Source organism: Sphingobacterium sp. BN32 (assembly GCF_030503615.1).
In the GTDB taxonomy this organism is placed as follows: Bacteria; Bacteroidota; Bacteroidia; order Sphingobacteriales; family Sphingobacteriaceae; genus Sphingobacterium.
Genome location: NZ_CP129963.1, coordinates 2,759,957 through 2,782,352, shown reverse-complemented (window position 1 = coordinate 2,782,352; position 22,396 = coordinate 2,759,957). Strand labels below are relative to the sequence as shown.

Below are 22,396 nucleotides of genomic sequence, written 5' to 3'. Positions count from 1 at the left end.
CAAAGATAAGAAGACCTAGGTAATTAATGAAGTCGAAATTGCGCCATGACATTTTTAGAATCCTAGCAATTTTGTATCATTGCATCATGAAAAAGCTGTTCACTCTATTGTTGTTTATTAGCTTAACCCAATTGCTATGGCAAAGTGTGTGGGCTCAGCAGTTTAATATTGCAGATTTCGATGTTAAAGAAAATCTATCCCAAAACGGAAAACTTGCGATTATTGCTGTGGATAGCTTGGATAAAACCAATAACAACATACAAGGGAATTATAAATTCACCATTAATGGTTTCCAGCAAGACCTTCAATTTAATGACGGCGTAGCTGTTACAGCAAATCCGATAGAATCATCAACATTCGTATTTTTTAAACACAAAAGCCCAGCGAAAGAAATCGGTAAACTGTATTTCTTGCGTGTAACTGAAAAAGGAATCAGCCCTTTTAAGATTTCTGGCTTTCTGCTGATTGTACTTCCGCTACTGATCTTATTTATAGCCTATAAGTTTAAACGCTTCTTAGTCACACTTTTGGTTCTTGCAGCAGTCTACCTATACCTTAACTACAGCAAAGGCTTAGACGTCAAGCAATTGATTGAGAGTAGCATTATGAGCCTTAAGGATTTGATCTAAAAAGGCATGCCCACACCGAAGTTATATTGCATAAAATTATAACGGTCGGGCTTATGGGCGTCGTAATACACTTGTTTGAATTCACTTGCGTTAAATAGCCTTCGGATTACCCACTGTTCCTTTCCTTTGAATTGCGGATCCTTGACTTTTAAGCCTGCGTCTAAACGGATAATGAAGTAGTCCATATCAACCCGAAGTCCAAAACCTGTTCCTATCGCTATTTGAGATAAGAATTTGTTGAATTTAAATTCGCCATCCAGGTTAATGTTGTTCTCTCTGAGGTTCCAAATGTTACCAGCATCAACAAAGGTTGCACCATTTAGCTTCGCGCCAAAGAAATTGTTCAACAACCTGAAACGATATTCTGCATTGCTCTCGATCTTAATTTCTCCCAATTGATCTAGGTTTCTTAAGTTAACCCTCAGCTCTTCGCGTACTACCTCGCGATTATAGCCACCAGGACCTAAGGTTCTTGCCTGCCATGCGCGTATTCCATTCATACCACCGGCAAAGAAACTCTTTTCAAAGATCATTAATCTCGAGTTATTGCCGTAAGGAACAGCAACTCCGGAGTTAAAGCGAAAAACAAACTGCTTATTTCCTCCGAGATATTTATACCATCGATAATCAACTTCCCCTTTGATATATTGTAAGAATGGTACTCCGAAAATCAGTTTCTCTCCACTTTCGTTTTGTTTGAAATTGACAACATTTCCAAGTAGCCCCAGTAGGTTCCCGGAAACATCGACACCACCGCGGAAATAATTAAACGTTTCTTTACGCGTCAGTTTTGGAGAATTGAAGGTGTAAGCATATTGTGCTCCCAATCCGAAATATTGTCGGTGGTTACTTTCGACGTATAGTTGATAACCTTCTTCCAGTAATTGCTGTCTAAAAGCTTCATTCAGGTGTCCATCTCTATACTCAATCACAACAGGAGTCAAGCTATGTAAGCTATTGCTCGATTGATACCACATGTAGTTTAAGCTATTTATCCAGTATCTGTTTGCATAAGTCTGATCTTGGAAGAAAAGCTGCAAGCTCGAAGAGAATGTCGTTCTTGGGATTCCGTATCGTCCGACACTGCGAACTCCAAATGGCGTTAATAATCGTGGAAAAGATAGATTTACACCAAATTGCAAGTCGTTGTTGAATATTTTATCTGCTAAATTACCTGGCAGTCGCGTATCAAAAAGCACCCCATAGCGAAGTTTGACCTCAATGGTTTCCGAACCGCCAAAAACGTTGCGGTGGGAGAAGGTGTTTCCAATATTGAAACCGCTCATCCCGGAGGAAAATGTAAACTCACCCTCAATCTGATTGCTCATCGCCGCGCGAGGAATCAAGTTATAATAGACGTCTAATTTTGAAGAATCTTTTTTCTCGTAATTGATCTTAACGGATCTAAATCCGTTAGTTTCATATAAGCGATCATAGGAGAGCTCTTCATTGTCGCTATTGTAAACTTGTCCTCTACGAAGATACGCATAACGAGCAAGCGGCCTCAATTTGAAGCGTTCAGTTTCATCTGTAAAGCTAATCTTGGTTAGGCTGTCAAATTGCGCTGTCTCATTGCGCTTCAAGCCCTCCTCGGGGGCTTCAATGCGAAAATGCACCTCGTCGATTGTGTAGATTTGGTGCTTTGTCGAATCTGAAGGGTCGCTAATTTGCAATCTAATATCTGTGCTAAAGGATTTTCCTAAGGTATCAAGCCCAACGCGCATATATTGGCGGAGATAATCGTAGTAACCATTCTCCCGCATTTGGGTATACATGTTTTCACGTTCTGCATAAAAGTCAGCAGCATCGTATTGCTTTCCTCTTTGAATCGTCGATTTCGGCAATACCTTACTTTCATAAAGTTCACGAACTTTTGGATCACTAACGGTACGGTCGATCTCGTTGATAAGGTATGGTGTCCCTAATACGGCATTAAAATCAATCTGAGCTTTTTTCTTGTGGATGCTTATCGATGGAGTGACAGAAGCATTAAAATATCCCTTGGTCTGCAAATAGCGTTGTATCTGAGTAGCAGAAAGTTCAACCATCGCGGAGTCGAGAATTCGTGGAGCTTCACCAACATTTTTTATTCTTTCAGTTTTATAGCGTCCATCCTTCGTATTGAAGAGGTTGTATATCGTCAGATAGAGGGGAGAATTCGGTCTGATTTCATTGGCGATATACATCTGCGTATTTTCTTTTAGCTCCGGAGTGACGCCATTAATATCGATGTCTGTGACCAAAGCTTGTTGATCTTCCAGGTACTTTGCAGAACGACAGGAAGCAAAAAATAGCAACAAAAATGTTATACTTGCAAAAAATAAAATACTTCGTTTTTTAGTCATTCACCCTATGTTGTCAAAAGCACAAATCAGTCTAATCGCATCATTACAGCATAAAAAATTCCGAAACCAACAGCAGATGTTTGTTGTAGAAGGAATAAAATCAGTATTAGAATTTATACACTCTAATTACAAGATACAAAAAATCTATGCTACAGCAGATGCTCTTGCAAAATTGGGCAAAATCCCTCAAAATATAAAACTCGAAGAACTGAACGAGACGGAATTGGGTAAAATTAGCCAACTGAAGAATCCGCAAGGTGCATTAGCGTTGGTTCAATTGCCTGCGGGAGCGGAATTGGATGCAAAAGCTTTAGAAGACAAACATACTATAGTGTTAGACGATGTTCAAGATCCAGGAAATTTAGGTACTATCATACGTACCGCAGAATGGTTTGGAATTGAACATATCATTTGTTCTATTGGAACGGTAGATTGTTACAACCCAAAAGTAGTACAAGCTACCATGGGCTCGCTATCGCGTGTCAAAATATATTATCTGGATATTGACGAGTTCCTACAAGGATCACCCCTTCCTGTTTTTGGAGCCTTGCTCGATGGAAAATCCATATATGAAACAAACTTTTCTGATGCCGGATTGATTCTTATGGGGAATGAGGGAAATGGAATTCGGAAAACTTTGTTAGATCGGATAGACCAGGCCGTAACGATTCCACGAATAGGTAAGGCAGAATCTTTAAATGTAGCGATCGCGACAACACTTTTCTGTTCGGAAGTCGCTAGGCAAGGACTTTTGAAAAGATAAAAAGCATGGACGTCCCGGAAGATCAAAAGTTATATACCTTACAGTTTGGCTTGCTCTGTTTAAGCTCTCTGCTGTTTTCTGCGAGCTTTAATATGATCATACCGGAGCTTCCGGCCTATTTATCTTCTTTGGGAGGCGCGGAACATAAAGGGCTCATTATTTCTCTATTTACTTTAACGGCTGGAATTTCGCGGCCCTTCTCGGGACGATTAACCGACAAATGGGGCAGAGTTCCCGTTATGGCGATCGGTTCTATCGTCTGTGTGTTATGTGGATTCTTCTATCCAATCTTGACCAGTATTTCTGGATTTTTTCTCCTAAGATTAGTTCACGGATTTTCTACCGGATTTAAACCAACCGCGACTTCAGCCTATATCGCAGATATTATTCCATCCACTCGTTGGGGCGAAGCTCTCGGGATGCATGGATTATGCTTTAGCATAGGCGGGGCAATCGGTCCGGCAATTGGATCTTATATCGCCATGGACTTCGGTTTAAACAGCATGTTTTATGCGTCTTCAGCCTTTGCGTTCTTTTCAATTATCATCGTGATGAATATGAAAGAAACGCTGCATACCCCTGCACGCTTTTCGCCAAAGATGCTGAAGATCTCCAGAAGAGATATTATTGAGGTCCGTGTAATTCCTGCTGCAATCGTGACGTTATTGTCTTACACAGCTTATGGGGTAATTTTAACCTTGATTCCGGATTGGAGCGACCATCTGGGCATCGCAAATAAGGGCATGTTCTTCCTGGCTTACACCTTAGCGTCCATAGCCATCCGGTTTGTATCAGGAAAAGTTGCTGATCGATATGGACGTATCTCCGTGATGAAAGTCGGATTAATCATCATCACGATTTCTATTTTTTACATCGGTTATAGCGATTCGATTCTTAATTTAGTTATCGGTGCTTGCTTGTACGGTATTGGAACTGGAATTTTCTCACCGGCAGTAAACGCTTGGACCATCGATCTCTCCCTTCCACAATATCGCGGTAAAGCCATGGCGACCATGTATATAGCGCTTGAAGCAGGGATTGGAGCTGGCGCATTATTTGCAGGATACATTTTCCATGACCATATTACACGAATTCCTTACATCATGTATGGCGATGCCATCATCGTGTTCCTGGCATTCGCATATGTACTTTACTGGGACAAAAGGCGTAAAAACACATTAATCAACGAATAAAACTTTATGGAAAACAGCTCGCAGAAAAGACCCTACTCCTTTGAACTTGCAGCCTCACTCTTTGCCACTGTCCTGATTATAGGACTGATGTATGTAACCCAGGGGGTATTGCTCCCTCTCTTGTTCGCGATATTATTAGCGATTTCACTTTTTCCGCTGGCGCGATTTTTTGAAAGACTCCATCTAGGCAAGGCATTTTCATCGATTTTGGCGGTGATTGTTGCAATTGCCATTATTTCTGGACTTATTTGGTTTATCGTTCATGAGAGTATCATTATAGGGAAAGATGCGAGTGCAATTACCGACAAGGTCTTATCCGTTTTAGAACGCGGACAAGAGTGGATAGAGAAGCAGTTCGGAATTCAACGCTCTGAAGTGATGCAACAGTTGCAAGAGCAAGGAAACAAAGCATTAGAAAATGCTGGAGGTATGGTGACAGGCATGTTCGGATCGATTGGTAATATGCTTGCAAGCGCTATTTTAGTGCCCTTATACGTGTTTTTTCTACTGTATTACCGAGATTTCTTCCGCGAATTCTTTTTCAAAGCATTTCGTAAATCCCCTCAACACAAGGTAAATGAGGTGCTAAACAAAATATACGAGGTTGTACAAAGCTATCTAGTCGGATTAGTGACCGTAATGGGAATCGTCGCTGTGTTGAACACAGGAGGTTTAATGTTAATGGGCATTGAATACGCTTGGTTCTTTGGATCTTTAGCTTCGCTCTTAATGCTATTGCCTTATATCGGAATTGCTATCGGATCTATACTTCCGGCTTTATTTGCTCTTGCTGTGAAAGATAGTGCATGGTATGCTGTGGGAGTGATTGCTTGGTTTCAGGTTGTTCAATTCTTAGAAGGTAACATTATCACTCCGAATATCGTTGGAAGTAAGGTTAGTATTAATCCACTCATGGCGATTATAGGTATTTTACTCGGTGGTATGCTTTTCGGACTAGCAGGTTTAATCCTTGCATTACCTTTTATTGCCACGTTAAAAGTAATCTTTGACGCTTCACCTGGCATGTCGGCCGTGGGCTTTTTGATTGGAGAGCCTGAGAAAATGCACCTAAAAAAGAATTCTACGCAAGAATTACTCATGAAATGGGGCATCGTACGGCTTCCAAAGAACAAGAAAAAGGTAGAGATGGATGTGCAAGTAAAAACCGACGAAAAAACAAACGAACCCAAAACCGAAGTTTCTTACAAAGAAGTAAACGAGTCTGAAGAGTTGCCTTTAGATAAAGACGATCAAACGGAAGAGAAATAAGAGTTTCCTAACTTACTTACTTCTTGAGATTTCTTCTCTCAATGTTCTTAACGATGTTTAACAGCAGATCAATCCCTGGATTTCTGCTGTTTTCATTCCATAATAACGAAAGTGTCGTGCGTTGCGGGATATGCTGTAACTCCAGGAAGTCTACGTGAGTATGGTAGCCTTTTTTTAAAGATGAAGGAACAATCGCCACTCCTAAGCCTTGAGAAACTAAGTTAAAAATACTGAGCGCATTTACGGTTTTTAATGCAACATGCGGCTGAAACCCCTGATCTTGAAAAATGCTCATGACCAATTCATAATAGGAATTGCTATACTCTTTAGAAAAGAGGATAAAGGATTCGTCCTTGAAATCCTGTAAATTCACTTTTTTAGATTTCGCTAAAGGATGAGTTTTTGGCACGACCAGTGCAAAATGGTCGGTCAAAATCGGAAGAGCGCGTAATCCTTTGGGCGTATCCTTTATTCTGACAAATCCGAAATCCAATTCATTTCTTAAAAGCATGTCTAGTTGTGCTTCGTTGGTCAGTTCATTTAGCGTAATATCAATGAGGGGCTGTTGCTGCTTGAGCTCAACCAACAACTGTGGTAAAATTGCTTGAACGGCTGAACCAATGAAACCTAATTTTAACGAAGTTAGTTTTCCCTCAGCGATTTTCTCGATCTGCGTTTTGATGATTCCCATCTGATTAAACAACAAATCTACCTCAGTCTTTAAATATGCTCCGGCGGCAGTTAATGCAACATTTCTTTTATCTCGTATAAAAAGTGGAGTCTGATAATATTCCTCCAGTTGCTTTATTTGTCTCGATAGCCCCGGTTGAGCAATATATAAGCGTTCAGCAGCCCTCCGAAAGTGCAGTTCCTCCGCGAGAACCTTAAAATATTGCAGATGTCTAAGCTCAATTTGATAATTCATAGTTATCAGTCGATGATAAAATTGATATTACTGATTATCAAATATAGGGGCTAAATTTGGATATAAAGCATTTTATGATGAAATCATTCAATTACGGACAAGATATATTGAGCAGTTCTATTGCTGTTTCAATTGCAAAAGGTGAAACCAAAGGCGTTTTAACCGAAGAAGTTATTGCTAGCATCAATCGAAGCGCACAGTATGTACAAGAGATTGTTGATGCCGGTAAGGTAGTTTATGGTATCAATACAGGGTTTGGACCACTTTGCACGAGCTTAATCGGTGCGAACGATACGAAGAAACTGCAAGAAAATATTCTGAAAAGCCACGCGGTCGGCGTAGGAGAGCCAATTGACGTCGAATTAAGTAAGCTGATGCTGATATTGAAAGTGCAGGCCCTGGCAAAAGGTTTTTCAGGCGTTCAATTCACAACAGTAGAACGTATTATCTGGCATATTGAAAATGATGTAATCCCCGTTGTTCCTAAGCAGGGCTCCGTGGGAGCTTCAGGCGACTTAGCTCCACTCTCACACTTGTTCTTACCCTTAATTGGACTAGGCAAGGTTTGGTATGAGGGTAGAATATGTGCGACTCAAGAAGTATTGAATAAGTACGGGATGGAAGCGATTCACCTGGGGGCCAAAGAAGGATTGGCATTAATCAACGGAACGCAATTTATGGCGGCCCATGGAGTAAAGGCGGTCGTAGAAATGAAACGACTAATGGACAGCGCAGACTTAATCGCTACCTTGATGATCGAAGGGTTAAACGGCTCTATCAAGCCGTTTTTTAGCGAATTACATCAGTTAAGACCATATAAAGGAAATGTATTCGTCGCTTCAACGATATTTAACCTGCTAAAGGGTTCGGAGGTATTAGAATCACATAAAAACTGCTCTCGCGTCCAAGACCCCTATTCATTGCGTTGTATTCCACAGGTTCATGGAGCGTCCAGGAATGCGTGGTTGCATTTCAAAGAGATTATAGAGACAGAGATCAACGCTGTGACAGACAATCCAATTATTATCAATAGCGAATTGACAATCTCGGGTGGCTCATTTCACGGACAGCCGATTGCTCTTCCGCTAGACTATGCGACCTTGGCGGTTTCTGAATTGGGAAATATTTCGGATAGAAGAGTATATTTATCTCTGGAAGGCGAAACCAATGGCGTTCCAAAATTACTCATGAAATCTACAGGATTAAACTCTGGTTTTATGATTCTGCAATATAGTACGGCAGCCATCGCAAGTGAAAATAAAGGATTATGCTTCCCTGCAAGTGCAGATAGTATTCCTACTTCTTTAGGTCAGGAAGACCATGTCAGTATGGGTTCTATCGCTGGAAGGAAATTATTACAGGTGTTGGATAATGTCGACAAGATTTTAAGTATCGAGTTGCTTTGCGCTGCGCAAGCAAAGGACTACCATCAACCATTGAAATCAACGGCCGTTATCGAAGCGATACATCAACATCTTAGGGCCTCAATTCCACATATCGAGGAGGATCAGCCAATGACCGACCTTCTAGATGCGGCCTTGGAGCTCGTTAAATCAGGCGCGCTTGTTGAGGTAGCGAATCAGGTTGCCCGTCAAGAAGGAGTAGAATATTTAGGAACAGGTGCTTCATATTTTGAATGTTAAACATGGAAAAACAAGGTATATTAATTGGACCCTTTAAGCAGTTGGTCAGCATGGCAGAGCTTCCGCTAAAAGGAGCACTGAAAGATTCGCAGTTGGAAGTGATACCTTCTGCGGGCATTTGGTTAGAAGGTGAGTTGATCAAGGAAATTTCTGATTATAATACGCTCAAACAAAAATTAAAGGACCAAGTCGAACTAATTGAATTAAATGGAGATTTTGTTGCCCTTCCAGGCTACATCGACTGCCATACGCATATTGCTTTCGGAGGGAATCGCGCGAATGATTTCGCAATGCGCAATGCCGGAAGTTCATATCTTGAAATTGCGGAGGCTGGCGGTGGTATTTGGAGCACCGTGAAGCACACACGCGCCTGCTCGCAAGAAGAGTTGAAACAGTTAACTGTAGAACGTGCTAATTATCTGCTCGCCCAGGGCATTACAACTATTGAAGTAAAAAGTGGATATGGTCTATCAGTCGATGAAGAACTAAAAACGCTAAGAGCAATTGCTGCTGCTGATAATGAATGTAAAGCTGATTTATTGAGTACTTGCTTAGCAGCGCATATGTTGCCAAAGGATTATGAAGGTACTGCCGAGGAATATCTCGATATGATTGCTAAAGAGCTATTCCCAATTCTTAAAGAAGAGCACTTAACGACGCGTGTGGATGCCTTTGTCGAACGAAGCGCATTCTCTGCAGAGCAGGCAAAACCGTATTATGAACAAGCGAAAGCTTTAGGTTTTGATCTTACGGTGCATGCCGACCAGTTTACAACTTCAGGTTCAAAGTTGGCAGTAGAGCTGTCCGCTGCATCAGCAGATCACCTAGAAGCTTCAACGGAAGAGGAAATTCAACTGTTGGCTGCCTCCGATGTGGTCGCAGTTGCACTGCCGGCTGCTTCTTTAGGAATAGGCTGTGCATTTACCCCTGCGAGACGCCTTTTAGATGCTGGAGCATCATTGGCTATTGCAACAGATTGGAACCCCGGATCTGCGCCAATGGGTAAACTAGTCGCCAGCGCAAGCATATTAGCAAGCATGGAAAAACTGAGTAATGCGGAGGTTTTAGCAGCCATCACCTTCCGTGCCGCTAAAGCATTAAATTTAGATGATAGAGGTCGATTGGTAGCAGGTTTGCTAGCGGATTTCAATATCTATCAGACGGATAACTATCAGAATATTACCTACCTGCAAGGGCGTCTTGAGCCGCATGCGGTATGGAAAAGAGGTCAATTAGTATGCTCAGACAATCATTAATTATGGGAAACTTAAATTTTAAAGATGCCTTGCTACAGGGGATTCCATCGGAATTGCCTCCAGCGGCGATATACGACCATACGGTAAGTCATGCCCCGAAGCGTAAAGCAATATTAACAAAGGATGAGGAAAAACTAGCAATCAGAAATGCATTGCGCTATTTCCCCAAAGAATGGCATGGCATTTTAGCTCCTGAATTTCTAGAGGAGCTACATACTTACGGACGTATTTACATGTATAGATTTCGTCCATCATACGCCATGTACGCTCGTCCGATTGAGGAATATCCAGCAAATTCTATTCAAGCCGCATCCATCATGCTGATGATTCAGAATAACCTAGATCCAGCCGTTGCACAGCATCCGCATGAGCTGATTACCTATGGCGGCAATGGTGCTGTTTTTCAAAACTGGGCGCAATATCTGCTAACGATGAAGTTCCTGGCAACAATGAATGATGAGCAAACCTTGCACATGTATAGTGGGCATCCGATGGGATTATTTCCATCATCAAGCTTTGCGCCACGCGTAGTAGTAACAAACGGGATGATGATCCCGAACTATTCCAAACCGGATGATTGGGAAAGGTTCAATGCTTTAGGTGTCACGCAATACGGTCAAATGACTGCTGGTTCCTATATGTATATTGGCCCGCAAGGCATTGTTCATGGTACGACGATAACAGTGATGAACGCCTTCAGAAAGCAGCTTTCTAATACGGAGACTGCGGCTGGAAAAGTATTTCTTACTTCCGGTCTTGGGGGGATGAGTGGAGCGCAGCCAAAAGCAGGCAATATCGCAGGCTGTATTACGGTATGCGCTGAGGTGAACCCTGCGGCCGCTCGTAAGCGTCACGAGCAGGGATGGGTAGATCTTCTGATTGAGGATATGGACGAATTGATCGCTCGTGTGAAAACCGCAATAGCGCATAAAGAAATTGTATCTATTGCCTATCTAGGCAATATTGTCGACGTGTGGGAACAATTTGACATGGCCAACCTCCCTATCACGGTGGGGTCTGATCAAACTTCATTACATAATCCATGGTCGGGTGGATATTATCCGGTAGGAGTCAGTTTCGATGATGCAAATCAGATGATTGCCAATGCGCCCGATGTTTTTAAAGAAAAAGTTCAGGCATCTTTGAGAAGACATGCCGCAGCCATAAATAAGCATGTCGCGAAAGGAACTTACTTTTTCGATTATGGGAATGCTTTCCTGCTCGAATGTTCTCGTGCGAATGCTGAGGTCATGGCGGACGATAATATTAATTTCCGATATCCATCTTATGTACAAGATATATTGGGGCCAATGTGTTTCGACTATGGATTTGGACCATTCCGCTGGGTCTGCACCTCTGGAAAAGAGAGCGATCTTGAATTAACGGATAATTTAGCCCTTCAAGTGTTAGAAGACTTGAAGAAAGAGGCCTCAGCCGAGATTTCTCAGCAGATGGACGATAATATCAAATGGATCAGAGATGCGAAGCAAAACAAGCTTGTTGTTGGATCACAAGCTCGCATTTTATATGCGGATGCGCTTGGTCGTACCAAGATTGCGATAGCATTCAACGATGCCGTACGGGATGGCCGTTTGTCGGCACCGGTTGTACTGGGACGAGATCATCACGATGTTTCAGGAACAGACTCTCCATATCGCGAAACCAGCAATATATACGATGGGTCCCGCTACACAGCAGATATGGCCATTCATAATGTCATTGGCGATAGCTTCCGCGGTGCTACTTGGGTATCCATACATAATGGCGGTGGAGTAGGATGGGGAGAGGTCATCAATGGCGGCTTCGGAATGTTGCTGGACGGCTCTGCGCAAAGTGAAGAGAAACTCCGACAGATGTTGTTTTTTGATGTCAATAATGGTATTGCTCGTCGGGCTTGGGCAAGAAACAAGGAAGCGAAAAGTGCCTTGGAAACCGAGTTAGCAAGAACAGCAAACTTTAAAGTAACAGAATCTGTTATGGTAGATGATCAACTCATCGATCAATTATTCAACTAACACATGGCAATACTCGATAATACATATTATCAGGCTGGGAACTCGCAGAACTGGGAGGGAAGAGTTGATGGCACAGAACAAGCTTTCCTACGCTGGCATCAAGTCATTGAAGCTATTGATTTATCTGAACAGCAATCCCTGGATGGCGCCTTTGTTATATTGGGATTTTGTTGCGAGGAGGGAGTAGAAAGAAATCAAGGCCGTATCGGCGCAAAAGAAGGCCCTACAGCCTTTCGAAAGGTCTTGGCTGGATTACCAGTGCATTTTCCAAATACAGTGCGTCTTATCGACGCTGGAGATGTTTTCTGCTCCAATGGGAATTTGGAAGAAGCGCAGGACTGTCTGCATGCTGCGGTTAATGAAATAATTTCCATGGGCGGATTTCCTATCTTGCTTGGTGGTGGCCATGAGATCACTTATCCACACTATCTGGGAATTCAAACAGCAACTAAACAATCGGTCGGCATAATCAACTTGGATGCACACTTGGACATCCGTCCATTGGTCGACGGGAAAGGAAATTCCGGAACTGGGTTCTATCAAATTGCACAACATGTAGAAAGGGAAAATTTGCCTTTCCATTATTTAGCTATTGGCATTCAGGAAATATCCAATACCAAAGCTTTGTTTGACTATGCCGATTCTAAGGGGGTGGAAATTATACACGCAAAGGACATATATGCAGAGCGGTTAGGAGAGATTATGGATCAAATAATAGCTTTTGGAAAGAAGGTTGACCAGGTTTATTTAACGATTGATTTAGATGTATTCGCGGCAGCCTATGCACCTGGTGTGTCTGCTTTAGCCTTCCATGGCATCGTTCCGGATCATAATTTTCAACTGATATTCGATACGATCCTTCAGCTGCCTAATCTTCGTTCTATCGATGTTGCCGAGTTAAACCCGCACTTTGATATTGACAATAGAACGACCAAACTTGGTGCGGATTTGCTGTTCAGGGTATTGCAGAAGTAGACCGAATTTGGGTATCTTTATACTTCAATCACGTTAAAGCAGAAAGCATGTCAAATATAGATTTCATCAGAGAAGAAACAGCGGCCGATATAGGTAATTTTTTAGTAGGAAGGTTGTTGCCTTTCCGTCAAAAACGTTCCATTGGGCCCTTTGTATTTATCGATCATATGGGACCCGCTTGTCTCGCTGATCATGAAAACTTAGACGTTGGTCCTCACCCTCATATCGGATTATCCACGCTTACTTATCTATTTGAAGGCTCTATCTTCCATCGCGACAGCCTTGGTTCCGCAATGGAAATAAAACCAGGAGCAGTCAATTGGATGACTGCCGGAAAAGGGGTTGTCCACTCCGAGCGCACGCCTGAATATTTAAGACAGAAAGACAAGTTCCTCCATGGACTACAGATCTGGGTAGCATTGCCCAAGGAATTAGAGTTTCAAGAGCCCGAATTTCATCACGTAGAGGCTGACGCAATCCCAGCATGGGAAGAAGACGGCGTAGCTTACAAGCTGATTGCCGGCGAAGCTTTCGGGAAGAAATCACCTGTGCCGGTACATAGCAAACTTTACATGATGGAAATTAAGGCAACGAAAGATGCGCTAATTGATATTCGTGGAGAACTTTATGGAGAAAGTGGCTTATACATCCTTGAGGGCGAAATTGCTAGCAATGGTTATAATTATGGTCCAAAGCAAATTCTGATCACCCTAGACGCGCATTTATGTTCTTTTGAAATGAAAGCCGGTACTACGGTTTATATCTTCGGTGGAGAGCCATTCCCGGAAGAGCGATTCATTTATTGGAACTTTGTAGCGACAAGTAAAGAAATAATAGAGGAAGCGAAACAGAAATGGATAAACCATGAGTTTCCCAAAGTACCTGGCGATGATGGTTATGTGCCATTGCCAGCTCCTAGAAAGTAATAAAGAAAAAGGGATAATCGACAGACTATCCCTTTTTTATTTCTAAATATGTTGATCCACGATTGTGTCGGGATCTGACCCCCATTCGGACCAAGAGCCATCATATACACGAATATTCTTGTATCCTAACTCATAAGCGCCCAAAGCTAATACAGCCGCTGTAATACCAGACCCGCATGTAAAGATATTTTGTCCTGTAGGAAATGCTTTTTTTTCATAGAGCGGCGCAATTTCCTCGTTGGACCTAAAGTATGCAGCGTCCAAGACCTGATCGAAAGGAATATTCTCTGATCCGGGAATATGCCCCGACTTTAGACCCGGTCGAGGTTCAGGAGCAGCACCCGAGAAGCGCCCCGCGCTTCTTGCATCTGTAATATGTACGTCGTCCTGTCCGACAAGTTCTTTTAATTCATCGATTTTAATTATCCATTGCGGATCAGGTTTGGCAACAAAGTTTCCGATATTTTCCACCACTGTATAAGCATCAACAATAGGTAAATCAGCGGATTTCCATGCAGGCATGCCTCCATTAATTACATATACTTGATCGAAGCCCATATACTTGAACATCCACCAAGCCCGAGGACTGGAATAGACGCCCCAGCGGTCGTAAAGTAGAACGATTGAATCCTGATTTACTCCCAGCTTTCTCACTTCCTGCTCAAAAGTGACAGCATCAACCATCGTATGGGGCAAGGGAATGTTCTTGTCTGAAAATGCATGTTCAATATCTAGAAAATGTGAATTCGGTATAAGCTCCAGATTATTATTGTCCAACTTTTGTCCGACTTTATCAATGCTGGCATCCAAAATCACGACCCGTTCTGTCTGCTCTTTAATAAGCTTTACTGCTTGTTCTATATGGATTAATGCGCGACTCATCATTTAATTCTTTTTACTAATGTAGGCATTAAAATCAAAAAAGCCCGATCCTATGAATCGGGCTTTAGAAGTTATTTCGAAAAATCTAATTATTTAGATTTCTTTTCGTTGTCTTCCATTTGCTCTTTTAATTGAGCTAAAACGTCAAGATCACCTAATGTTGATTTTTCAACATTGTCTTTCACTTTTCTTACTGCAGATGATGCTGCTTTCGCTTCTTTCTTACGAGCGTTGAACTCTTCGATACGTGCTTCAGCTTTAGCATCTTCCCAAATACGAGAGTGAGAGATAACTAAACGTTTGTTTTCTTTGTTGAACTCGATGATTTTGAATTCAGCAACTTCGTCAACTTTCAATGAAGAACCGTCTTCTTTTACAGAGTGTTTGTTAGGGCAGAAGCCTTCAACACCGTATTGTAAAGCTACGATATCACCTTTGTCACCAACTTTGATAACTGTACCTTCGTGAACTGAACCTTCAGTGAAGATTGTTTCGAAAGTATCCCAAGGGTTTTCTTCTAATTGTTTGTGACCTAAAGAAAGTTTGCGGTTTTCTTCGTCTAATTCTAAAACCACTACGTCTAAACGCTCACCAACTTTAGTGAATTCGTTAGGGTGGTTAACTTTCTTAGACCATGAAAGGTCAGAAATGTGAATTAATCCGTCGATTCCGTCTTCTAATTCTACGAATACACCGAAGTTAGTCATGTTCTTAACAACCGCTGATTGTTTTGAACCTACTGGGTAACGTTCAGTGATGTTTTGCCAAGGATCTGGAGTCAATTGTTTGATACCTAAGCTCATTTTACGCTCTTCGCGGTCTAGAGTTAAGATAACAGCTTCGATTTCATCACCTACTTTTAAGAACTCTTGTGGAGAACGTAAGTTTTGAGACCATGACATTTCAGATACGTGGATTAAACCTTCAACACCAGGGATGATTTCTAAGAAAGCACCGTAATCAGCAACTGTTACGATTTTACCTTTTACTTTAGAACCAATTTCTAAACCTGTATCTAGAGATTCCCAAGGGTGCTCTGATAATTGTTTTAAACCTAATGCGATACGTTTTTTCTCGTCGTCGAAGTCTAATACTACAACGTTGATTGTTTGGTCTAATGCTAACACCTCTTTTGGATGCTCGATACGGCCCCAAGAGATATCAGTAATGTGAAGTAAACCGTCAACACCACCTAAGTCGATGAACACACCGAAATCAGTGATATTTTTAACAGTACCTTCTAATACTTGACCTTTTTCTAATTTCGCAACGATTTCTGATTTTTGGTTTTCTAAATCGTCTTCGATCAATACTTTATGAGAAACAACTACGTTTTTGAACTCATGGTTGATTTTCACAACTTTGAATTCCATTGTTTTACCAACATATACGTCGTAGTCACGAATAGGTTTGATGTCGATTTGAGAACCTGGTAAGAAAGCCTCAACACCTTTAATATCAACGATTAAACCACCTTTAGTGCGTGATTTAACAAAACCATCGATAATTGCATCGTTCTCCAATGCAGCATTGATTTCTTCCCAAGATTTTTGTGTTTTAGCACGTTTGCGTGATAATACTAACTGACCGTTTGCATCCTCTTGCGATTCTACAAATACGTCAACCGTATCACCAACTTTTAAGTCAGGTAAGTCACGGAACTCAGATAATGCTACAAGACCGTCTGATTTGAAACCGATGTTCAATACAACATCTTTGTTATTGATAGATACAACGGTACCTTCAATAATTTCACCTTGATTAATTTGGTTAAATGTTCCAGCGTATTGCTCTTCCAATTTAACGCGCTCTGCTTCGCTGTAATTACCGAAAGCTTTCTCATCAAGATCCCAGTCGAAGTCTCCTGATGGAGTACTCCAAGTGTTAGATTTAATCTCATCGATTAAATTTGAATCTGCTTCAGACTCAATCTTTTCAGTGTCTTTCACAACTTTTGTGTCAGCACCTTGTAGCTCTGCGTTTTTCGCCGCTAACTCTTTTTCTGCTTCTTGTTTTTTTGCCATTAATTAATTATCTCCTTTTCCCTACGATGTAGGGACTGCAAAGATACGAAAAACTTTTATTTACAAGAGATTAGAAGAAAAAAAAATATTTACGATCCCTCTTGCTGGATTTCATTGGAGTCCTCAAAGATCGGATACAAGGTTTTTAAGATCACTTCCGTTAGTTTCTTTTCATTGAATGGCTTGATCAAGATACCATCAAACTTCATACGTCTAATGGCTTCCTGTTTCTTAACCTGTTCATTATCAGAGGATGTTGCGATTATTTTGACCCGCTCATAGGCCGGGTTTTGACGAATCTTCACGAGCAATTCATCTCCTGTCATCACAGGCATGTTGATGTCCGTTACGATGACATCGACAACTTTGCTTTCCAAGAGGTTCAGCGCTTCCTGACCGTTTGTTGCCGTGTAAACCTGATCATGTAACAAGAAAAACTGCTTCAGATAGAGTAGATTTAAAGCATTATCGTCTACAATAAGCCAGGAAAGATTCTTTGGAAGATCCCTAACCTGATGAATATTAAGGGTATTCTTGCGGCGGTATTTTGGCCGTGGAATAGGGATTTCTACCGTAAAGGTTGTGCCTTGGTTTGCTCTAGACTGAAATGAAATCCTACCCTTTAATAGCGTAACGATATTTTTAGTGATGTAAAGTCCTAAGCCGACGCCACCTTCCACCTTGTTCGTCTTATTTTCGGTATAGTACTTTTTAAAGATGTTTTTCTTGAGGTTCTCTGGAATACCGTTACCCTCGTCAGACACTTTAATCACCAAATTACTATGATTATTTACATAAATCTTCGTCATCACGGTCCCCTGCGAAGAGTACTTGATCGCATTGCTCACCAAATTACTCACCACCTGGCGTACCTTCAGTTCGTCGGTGAAGATGATACTTGGTTTGCTCTCATCTACGGAATGATCTAATGTAATTTTCTTCGAGCTCGCCTGATTCCTGTAGTTGTCGAGGATCTCCAGCAACATATCATGGAAGTCGAAATGGTTTGATTCTATGGTATCGTGCTTATCGATTTTGCTGAGGTTAAGAATATCGTTGATGGTTTTCGAGGTCGCGGTGATATTCGAATAAGCCGTCTCTAGAAGAAGGATGTCCTTGGGTTGATACAGATCGTTGCGACTTCGTAGTAAGTCGACAATTCCGATCATCGAGTTGATCGGAGTTCGGATTTCATGTGTGATCTCGGCAAGGATGTCGGTTTTTTGCTCGGCAAGTTTGGACGCATAGATTTTTTCGTCCATCAGCATTTGCTCGTAGTAGTTCGTGAAAAATTGGTAGTACACCAAAATACAGATAACGATAAATACAAATGTCAGCGAGACAATAATTTGCCATTTAAAAGTATCGGTATTGGCAAGGAGTACGTTCAACTCCTGGTCTGATTTCTCCCGTTGAAATTTTATGCGCTGATCATACACGTAGCGAATTTGCTGATTCGTTTTATGGAGCAGGGTAAAGTTATCGGAGAGCATTAATCGCTCTTTCTGCCTAAGATTGGCTAATTGCGTCTTAATCTCATCCAGTTTTCCCTGTGCCCTTGCGTCGGACTCGGAACGAATTCTCGAGAAACTCTGGTGCAACATGTTGCGGGTGTCTTGCGAAAGCAAGTCACTTCCTAAGGTTAGGGTATCAAGTTTCGGTTGGAATATGCGTTGTAGTAAAGGCTTGCGATTAATAATTAAAGTCGGTGTCTTTCGCTTGAAATCTGTATTGGACAGCGTGCGCTCCTGCGGCAGATTGAACATCGAGTTGTTAAGCGCTGTCCGGTGGAATTCATCTAACGCACGCGCAGACTGCATCAGCGAATCGATGTTTGCGGATAGATCAATATACATCGGTAGGAGCTTAGAGTAACTGATTGAATCGCCCCGGTATTTTTGATCGACAATTTCTTCGACCTCTCGAACCTTTCGCAAGGAGTCGACAGAACCTTTCAATAACATGAGGTCCTTGTTATAGGCTAGAAAATCCGTACTGTCGTATTTGAGCGAATATTGCCGGAAGTGATTTTCAGCATCGTTGAATTTCGTTAGTAGCGTCACAAAACTGGTTTGGTCTGTGTTGATGCTGCTATAGATTCGTTCAATTCGAGATTGAATAGACCGGTATTGGATAAAAGAGGATATAAAGAAAATGAGGAATGCGACAAAAAGACCAATAGTAGACAACAACAAGATATTTCGAATGCTCTTGTTCCGTTTCGTTCTATCGACTAAATATTTATCCTCTTGTTGCATTGTGTTTTTAAGCCAATTGTACACAAAAAACAGTGGTTTGCCCTATTAAGCTTGGTTTGCTTTAAAAGAATTGTAAACTCTTGGTTTTACAATTTTAATACTTTGTTTTGAAAGTGCAATGCTTGCATTCAATTCATACCCAATAATCAATATAAGTGCATTCATATACATCCAAATCATGACGACAATCAGGGTTCCTATGGAACCATACAACTTATTATATGCACCGAAATTATTAATGTAAAAAGTAAAAAGTGAAAACGACAACATAGCCAATAGTGTGGCTAGTGTAGCGCCTGGTGTAAAAAGTTTCCAACGCGATGATGAAGGCCCAAATTTATAAATGAGACTTACCGTGAAGAAGTAAATTGAAAATAAAATAATCCACTGCGCGGTCTTGATTAAGAACGACCAGAACCACGAAAGGTCATAATCGATATGCGTTTTCAAGTAATTGATTAAAAAGTTAGACCCCATGTACAGAACAATTCCGCAAATTAAGGCGATAACAATCGAAAATGAAAGTACTAACGCGACGATGCGGCGTTGGAACCATGTTCTAGACTCCTTGGATAAGGAAGACTTATTGAAGGTCATCATCAAAGTGGTCATGCCGTTAGTCGCGAAGAAGGTACAAAGTACAAAACCGGCAGATAATAATCCACCGTTCTGCCGGATAATAATGTCCTTCAACGTGTTTTCTAAAACTTGATAGGCATTATCCGGCAAAGCAAGCTGAATAAGTTCCATCAACTGTTCCTGAAAATTATCAATTGGGATATAAGGAATCAATGTGAACAGGAAGATGATTCCCGGAAAGATAGCCAACATAAAGTTATAGGCTAAAGATGATGCTTTGTTGATAATAGACTCCCGAGAAATTTCTTGAAAAAAAAACACAAATACCGTGTATAATGGCAACTTGCCAAAACCCGGTAAAGTAGCACTCTTCGACCATTCAATCAATCGATCATAGGGCTGCAAGTGAAGAAGTGTCTGATGTACTTTTTTCATTTATTCTCCAAAAAATGGAGCCATTTTCTCTTGGAATATTGCTGGAGGTCTACACGGTCTATTCCGCTCCATATCAACAAAAACAAGCTGTGTAGAACCCGTATTTAGTAACTCGCCCTCTTCGTTAAATAGCTCATACTCAAATTTAATCCTTATACCTGGCTTTTCTCTAATATAAATATTAATAGTGATTAAATCATCATACTTTGCCGCTTTAATATATTGGCTATGAAGCTCAATTACCGGTAGCATAACGCCCATATCCTCTAGCTCCTTATAAGAGATGCCTGTGCTACGCAGCATTTCGGTGCGCGCCACCTCATAGTATGCGGCATAATTGCCATAATATACATAGCCCATGTTATCCGTTTCGGCATAACGAACGCGGACTTGATGTTTATAGGAAAACATAATTATTTCTTGATATTTCTTGCGTCAAGCGCTTGCTGAAACTTTCTAGCGTTAATTTGATGTTCAGCAACGGTCTTTGCAAAATTGTGGTAACCTGAGAAATCATCCTTCGCACACATGTAGATATACTCATGTTGCTTATAGTTCAAGACGGCGTCGATCGAGGCGATGCTAGGCATCATAATCGGCCCGGGAGGCAGTCCTTTATAACGGTAGGTGTTATAAGGGTTGTCGATCGTTAAATGTCTATTTAATACGCGACGAATGGTAAAATCATTATTTGCAAAAATGACGGTAGGGTCTGCTTGTAATAACATACCTCGTTTCAGGCGATTGATGTATAAACCTGCAATTGCCGGCATCTCGTCCACATGCAGGGCTTCTCCCTTCACAATGGATGCCAATACGCTGACTTCTTTCGGCGTCATATTTAACGCTGCGGCTTTTGCTTTGCGATCTGCATTCCAGAATTTATCATACTCTTTCGAAAAACGGTCAATGATCTCTTCCGGTTTTGTATTCCAATAAATCTCATAGGTATTCGGAATAAACATCGAGAAGAAATTATCCTTGTTAAAGCCATATTTCTCAGCTAAGGCCTCATTGTTTAACAGGTTTAAGAAAGTCGTCGAATCGGCTTCGAAGTTCTTACCTAAGGCACCTGCAAAGTTCTCCTTCAGACGTAAGTTTTGAAAACGAAAAGGAACGGCCTCTTGATAACCGCCACGTAGATTACCTATGAAACGACGATTGCTCAAATCTTTGGAAAGCTTATATCGTCCCGCTTTGATACCATCTTGTAAATCCATTGCTTTCGCTACATAATTGAAATAACTAGGGTTTTTTACAATGCCCTCTTCTTCAATCCGCTTGATTACGCTCTCGTAAGGCTCGTCGGTATGTACATAGAAATATTCTTCGGATGTTGCTATGCTTGGTGCCATAAAGGCTTGGTAGCCAATCCATGCCACAGCAAGACCAACCACTAAAATAACAATCAATATAATCTTTACGACGCTATTCTTCTTTCTGTTTTCTGCCATATTCTTAGTTTTGAGGCGTTGTAGGATTCACAGGTGTAGTCGGCGCAGCACTAGGCATTGCCAACGTTACGTGTACTGCACTTCCGATGGAGATTACGTGCGAACTGGTATCCGGACTTTGACTTACAATACGCGCATTTAACGTATCGCGGGAGTTATCAGAGAAGGAGATTGAACCTAATGTTAATCCTAAGCCTGCCAATGCAAATTTCGCTTCTTCTACCGACTGTCCCACAAGATTAGGAATGTCCACTTCCGAATCTCCGCGGCCATTACCCAATACCAAGCTGATTCTTGATCCCTTCGGAACCATACGCCCTGGTTGGATCACCTGACCTGAGAATTTAACCTCTAATACGACATCACGAGCGATATCGTTGATATATGTCGTGTCTGCAATTTTTAAAGAGTGGTTCTTCAAAATGGCAGAAGCTTCAATAAATGTCTTGTCAACAATCTCTGGGAACGCAATTTCCGGCGCAGACTGCGTAATGATAGTCAAATAGATTGTTCTACCACCCTTAACATGCGATTTAGGATCGGGATCTTGGTCGATTACTAAGCCTGGTTTTGCATCCATCTGATAGATCGAGTCAACCTCGTATTCCAATCCTGCTTTGTCCAAAATCTTTAAGGCCTCATTAATGTGTAACCCCTTTAAAACTGGAACTTCCTGAGAATCTCCATGTTTGGTGTATATTTTCAAACCGAAATAAACGACAATAAAAAGAACAACAATAAAAATTAAGGCAGCAATTAAGTTTTTTCGAAACGTACTCGTCCTTAAGTATAAAAAGAATTTAGACATCAATCTCTTGCTTTAAA

Annotated in this window: 18 protein-coding genes; 9 read left to right on the top strand and 9 right to left on the bottom strand. The window is 41.4% G+C overall.

Annotation, left to right across the window (positions count from 1 at the left end; genetic code table 11):
• The first annotated feature begins 86 nt into the window (after positions 1-86).
• Positions 87-629: a hypothetical protein gene (locus tag QYC40_RS11755; RefSeq protein WP_301990433.1), complete on the top strand. Its 543-nt coding sequence runs from the start codon at positions 87-89 to the stop codon at positions 627-629.
• On the opposite strand, the gene QYC40_RS11750 is transcribed toward QYC40_RS11755, so the two are convergent.
• Positions 626-2,974 (bottom strand): BamA/TamA family outer membrane protein, encoded by a 2,349-nt coding sequence (locus tag QYC40_RS11750; RefSeq protein ID WP_301990432.1) that lies wholly within the window; start codon positions 2,972-2,974, stop codon positions 626-628. The genes QYC40_RS11755 and QYC40_RS11750 overlap by 4 nt on opposite strands.
• Before the next feature lie 7 nt (positions 2,975-2,981).
• On the opposite strand from QYC40_RS11750, the gene QYC40_RS11745 reads away from it, so the two are divergent.
• Genes QYC40_RS11745 through QYC40_RS11735 form a run of 3 tightly spaced genes read left to right on the top strand, consistent with a single transcriptional unit; the run spans position 2,982 to position 6,199 of the window.
• Entirely contained in the window at positions 2,982-3,737 is a 756-nt protein-coding gene (locus QYC40_RS11745) for an RNA methyltransferase (protein ID WP_301990430.1), read from the top strand.
• A 5-nt stretch (positions 3,738-3,742) separates the two neighbouring features.
• Positions 3,743-4,930, top strand: coding sequence for an MFS transporter (locus QYC40_RS11740; RefSeq protein ID WP_301990429.1), 1,188 nt, complete (start codon positions 3,743-3,745; stop codon positions 4,928-4,930).
• Between the two features lie 6 nt (positions 4,931-4,936).
• A complete protein-coding gene (locus QYC40_RS11735; protein WP_301990428.1) occupies positions 4,937-6,199 on the top strand; it encodes an AI-2E family transporter in 1,263 nt (420 codons plus the stop codon).
• A gap of 16 nt (positions 6,200-6,215) precedes the next feature.
• Here QYC40_RS11735 and QYC40_RS11730 read toward each other — a convergent pair whose 3' ends face one another.
• Entirely contained in the window at positions 6,216-7,124 is a 909-nt protein-coding gene (locus QYC40_RS11730) for a LysR family transcriptional regulator (RefSeq protein WP_301990427.1), read from the bottom strand.
• A 74-nt stretch (positions 7,125-7,198) separates the two neighbouring features.
• Here QYC40_RS11730 and hutH point away from each other — a divergent pair, with 74 nt between their 5' ends.
• The 5 genes from hutH to QYC40_RS11705 are packed head-to-tail and all read left to right on the top strand — an operon-like array spanning position 7,199 to position 13,939.
• Positions 7,199-8,767 (top strand): histidine ammonia-lyase, encoded by a 1,569-nt coding sequence (gene hutH, locus QYC40_RS11725; protein WP_301990426.1) that lies wholly within the window; start codon positions 7,199-7,201, stop codon positions 8,765-8,767.
• A 2-nt stretch (positions 8,768-8,769) separates the two neighbouring features.
• Positions 8,770-10,023 (top strand): imidazolonepropionase, encoded by a 1,254-nt coding sequence (hutI, locus tag QYC40_RS11720; RefSeq protein ID WP_301990425.1) that lies wholly within the window; start codon positions 8,770-8,772, stop codon positions 10,021-10,023.
• A 2-nt stretch (positions 10,024-10,025) separates the two neighbouring features.
• Positions 10,026-12,038, top strand: a complete 2,013-nt coding sequence (locus tag QYC40_RS11715) for a urocanate hydratase (RefSeq protein ID WP_301990424.1) — start codon at positions 10,026-10,028, stop codon at positions 12,036-12,038.
• 3 nt (positions 12,039-12,041) lie between these two features.
• Positions 12,042-13,013 carry a formimidoylglutamase gene (gene hutG / locus QYC40_RS11710; RefSeq protein ID WP_301990423.1) on the top strand — a complete coding sequence of 324 codons (972 nt, stop codon included), beginning with the start codon at positions 12,042-12,044 and terminating at the stop codon, positions 13,011-13,013.
• Between the two features lie 47 nt (positions 13,014-13,060).
• Positions 13,061-13,939, top strand: a complete 879-nt coding sequence (locus QYC40_RS11705) for a pirin family protein (RefSeq protein WP_301990422.1) — start codon at positions 13,061-13,063, stop codon at positions 13,937-13,939.
• A 42-nt stretch (positions 13,940-13,981) separates the two neighbouring features.
• On the opposite strand, the gene QYC40_RS11700 is transcribed toward QYC40_RS11705, so the two are convergent.
• The 7 genes from QYC40_RS11700 to QYC40_RS11670 all read right to left on the bottom strand — a co-directional run bounded on the left by QYC40_RS11700 (position 13,982) and on the right by QYC40_RS11670 (position 22,379).
• Complete coding sequence (locus QYC40_RS11700) at positions 13,982-14,824, bottom strand: sulfurtransferase (RefSeq protein WP_301990421.1); 843 nt, start codon at positions 14,822-14,824, stop codon at positions 13,982-13,984.
• A gap of 86 nt (positions 14,825-14,910) precedes the next feature.
• On the bottom strand, positions 14,911-16,845 hold the full coding sequence (gene rpsA, locus QYC40_RS11695) for a 30S ribosomal protein S1 (protein ID WP_301990420.1): 1,935 nt from the start codon (positions 16,843-16,845) through the stop codon (positions 14,911-14,913).
• 89 nt (positions 16,846-16,934) lie between these two features.
• Positions 16,935-19,103, bottom strand: a complete 2,169-nt coding sequence (locus QYC40_RS11690; protein WP_301990419.1) for an ATP-binding protein — start codon at positions 19,101-19,103, stop codon at positions 16,935-16,937.
• Between the two features lie 45 nt (positions 19,104-19,148).
• Entirely contained in the window at positions 19,149-20,117 is a 969-nt protein-coding gene (locus tag QYC40_RS11685) for a YihY/virulence factor BrkB family protein (protein ID WP_301990418.1), read from the bottom strand.
• On the bottom strand, positions 20,118-20,528 hold the full coding sequence (locus QYC40_RS11680) for a thioesterase family protein (protein WP_301990417.1): 411 nt from the start codon (positions 20,526-20,528) through the stop codon (positions 20,118-20,120). It lies immediately after the preceding gene.
• Positions 20,529-20,530: 2 nt separating this feature from the next.
• Positions 20,531-21,571: an endolytic transglycosylase MltG gene (gene mltG, locus QYC40_RS11675; protein WP_301990416.1), complete on the bottom strand. Its 1,041-nt coding sequence runs from the start codon at positions 21,569-21,571 to the stop codon at positions 20,531-20,533.
• A 4-nt stretch (positions 21,572-21,575) separates the two neighbouring features.
• Positions 21,576-22,379 (bottom strand): PASTA domain-containing protein, encoded by an 804-nt coding sequence (locus QYC40_RS11670; protein ID WP_301990415.1) that lies wholly within the window; start codon positions 22,377-22,379, stop codon positions 21,576-21,578.
• Positions 22,380-22,396: the final 17 nt, after the last annotated feature.

What these genes read in the sequence shown, in the direction of transcription:
- QYC40_RS11755 (WP_301990433.1), top strand. Translation starts at nt 87, where the DNA reads ATGAAAAAGCTGTTCACTCTATTGTTGTTTATTAGCTTAACCCAATTG.
- QYC40_RS11750 (WP_301990432.1), bottom strand. Translation starts at nt 2,974, where the DNA reads ATGACTAAAAAACGAAGTATTTTATTTTTTGCAAGTATAACATTTTTG.
- QYC40_RS11745 (WP_301990430.1), top strand. Translation starts at nt 2,982, where the DNA reads ATGTTGTCAAAAGCACAAATCAGTCTAATCGCATCATTACAGCATAAA.
- QYC40_RS11740 (WP_301990429.1), top strand. Translation starts at nt 3,743, where the DNA reads ATGGACGTCCCGGAAGATCAAAAGTTATATACCTTACAGTTTGGCTTG.
- QYC40_RS11735 (WP_301990428.1), top strand. Translation starts at nt 4,937, where the DNA reads ATGGAAAACAGCTCGCAGAAAAGACCCTACTCCTTTGAACTTGCAGCC.
- QYC40_RS11730 (WP_301990427.1), bottom strand. Translation starts at nt 7,124, where the DNA reads ATGAATTATCAAATTGAGCTTAGACATCTGCAATATTTTAAGGTTCTC.
- hutH (WP_301990426.1), top strand. Translation starts at nt 7,199, where the DNA reads ATGATGAAATCATTCAATTACGGACAAGATATATTGAGCAGTTCTATT.
- hutI (WP_301990425.1), top strand. Translation starts at nt 8,770, where the DNA reads ATGGAAAAACAAGGTATATTAATTGGACCCTTTAAGCAGTTGGTCAGC.
- QYC40_RS11715 (WP_301990424.1), top strand. Translation starts at nt 10,026, where the DNA reads ATGGGAAACTTAAATTTTAAAGATGCCTTGCTACAGGGGATTCCATCG.
- hutG (WP_301990423.1), top strand. Translation starts at nt 12,042, where the DNA reads ATGGCAATACTCGATAATACATATTATCAGGCTGGGAACTCGCAGAAC.
- QYC40_RS11705 (WP_301990422.1), top strand. Translation starts at nt 13,061, where the DNA reads ATGTCAAATATAGATTTCATCAGAGAAGAAACAGCGGCCGATATAGGT.
- QYC40_RS11700 (WP_301990421.1), bottom strand. Translation starts at nt 14,824, where the DNA reads ATGATGAGTCGCGCATTAATCCATATAGAACAAGCAGTAAAGCTTATT.
- rpsA (WP_301990420.1), bottom strand. Translation starts at nt 16,845, where the DNA reads ATGGCAAAAAAACAAGAAGCAGAAAAAGAGTTAGCGGCGAAAAACGCA.
- QYC40_RS11690 (WP_301990419.1), bottom strand. Translation starts at nt 19,103, where the DNA reads ATGCAACAAGAGGATAAATATTTAGTCGATAGAACGAAACGGAACAAG.
- QYC40_RS11685 (WP_301990418.1), bottom strand. Translation starts at nt 20,117, where the DNA reads ATGAAAAAAGTACATCAGACACTTCTTCACTTGCAGCCCTATGATCGA.
- QYC40_RS11680 (WP_301990417.1), bottom strand. Translation starts at nt 20,528, where the DNA reads ATGTTTTCCTATAAACATCAAGTCCGCGTTCGTTATGCCGAAACGGAT.
- mltG (WP_301990416.1), bottom strand. Translation starts at nt 21,571, where the DNA reads ATGGCAGAAAACAGAAAGAAGAATAGCGTCGTAAAGATTATATTGATT.
- QYC40_RS11670 (WP_301990415.1), bottom strand. Translation starts at nt 22,379, where the DNA reads ATGTCTAAATTCTTTTTATACTTAAGGACGAGTACGTTTCGAAAAAAC.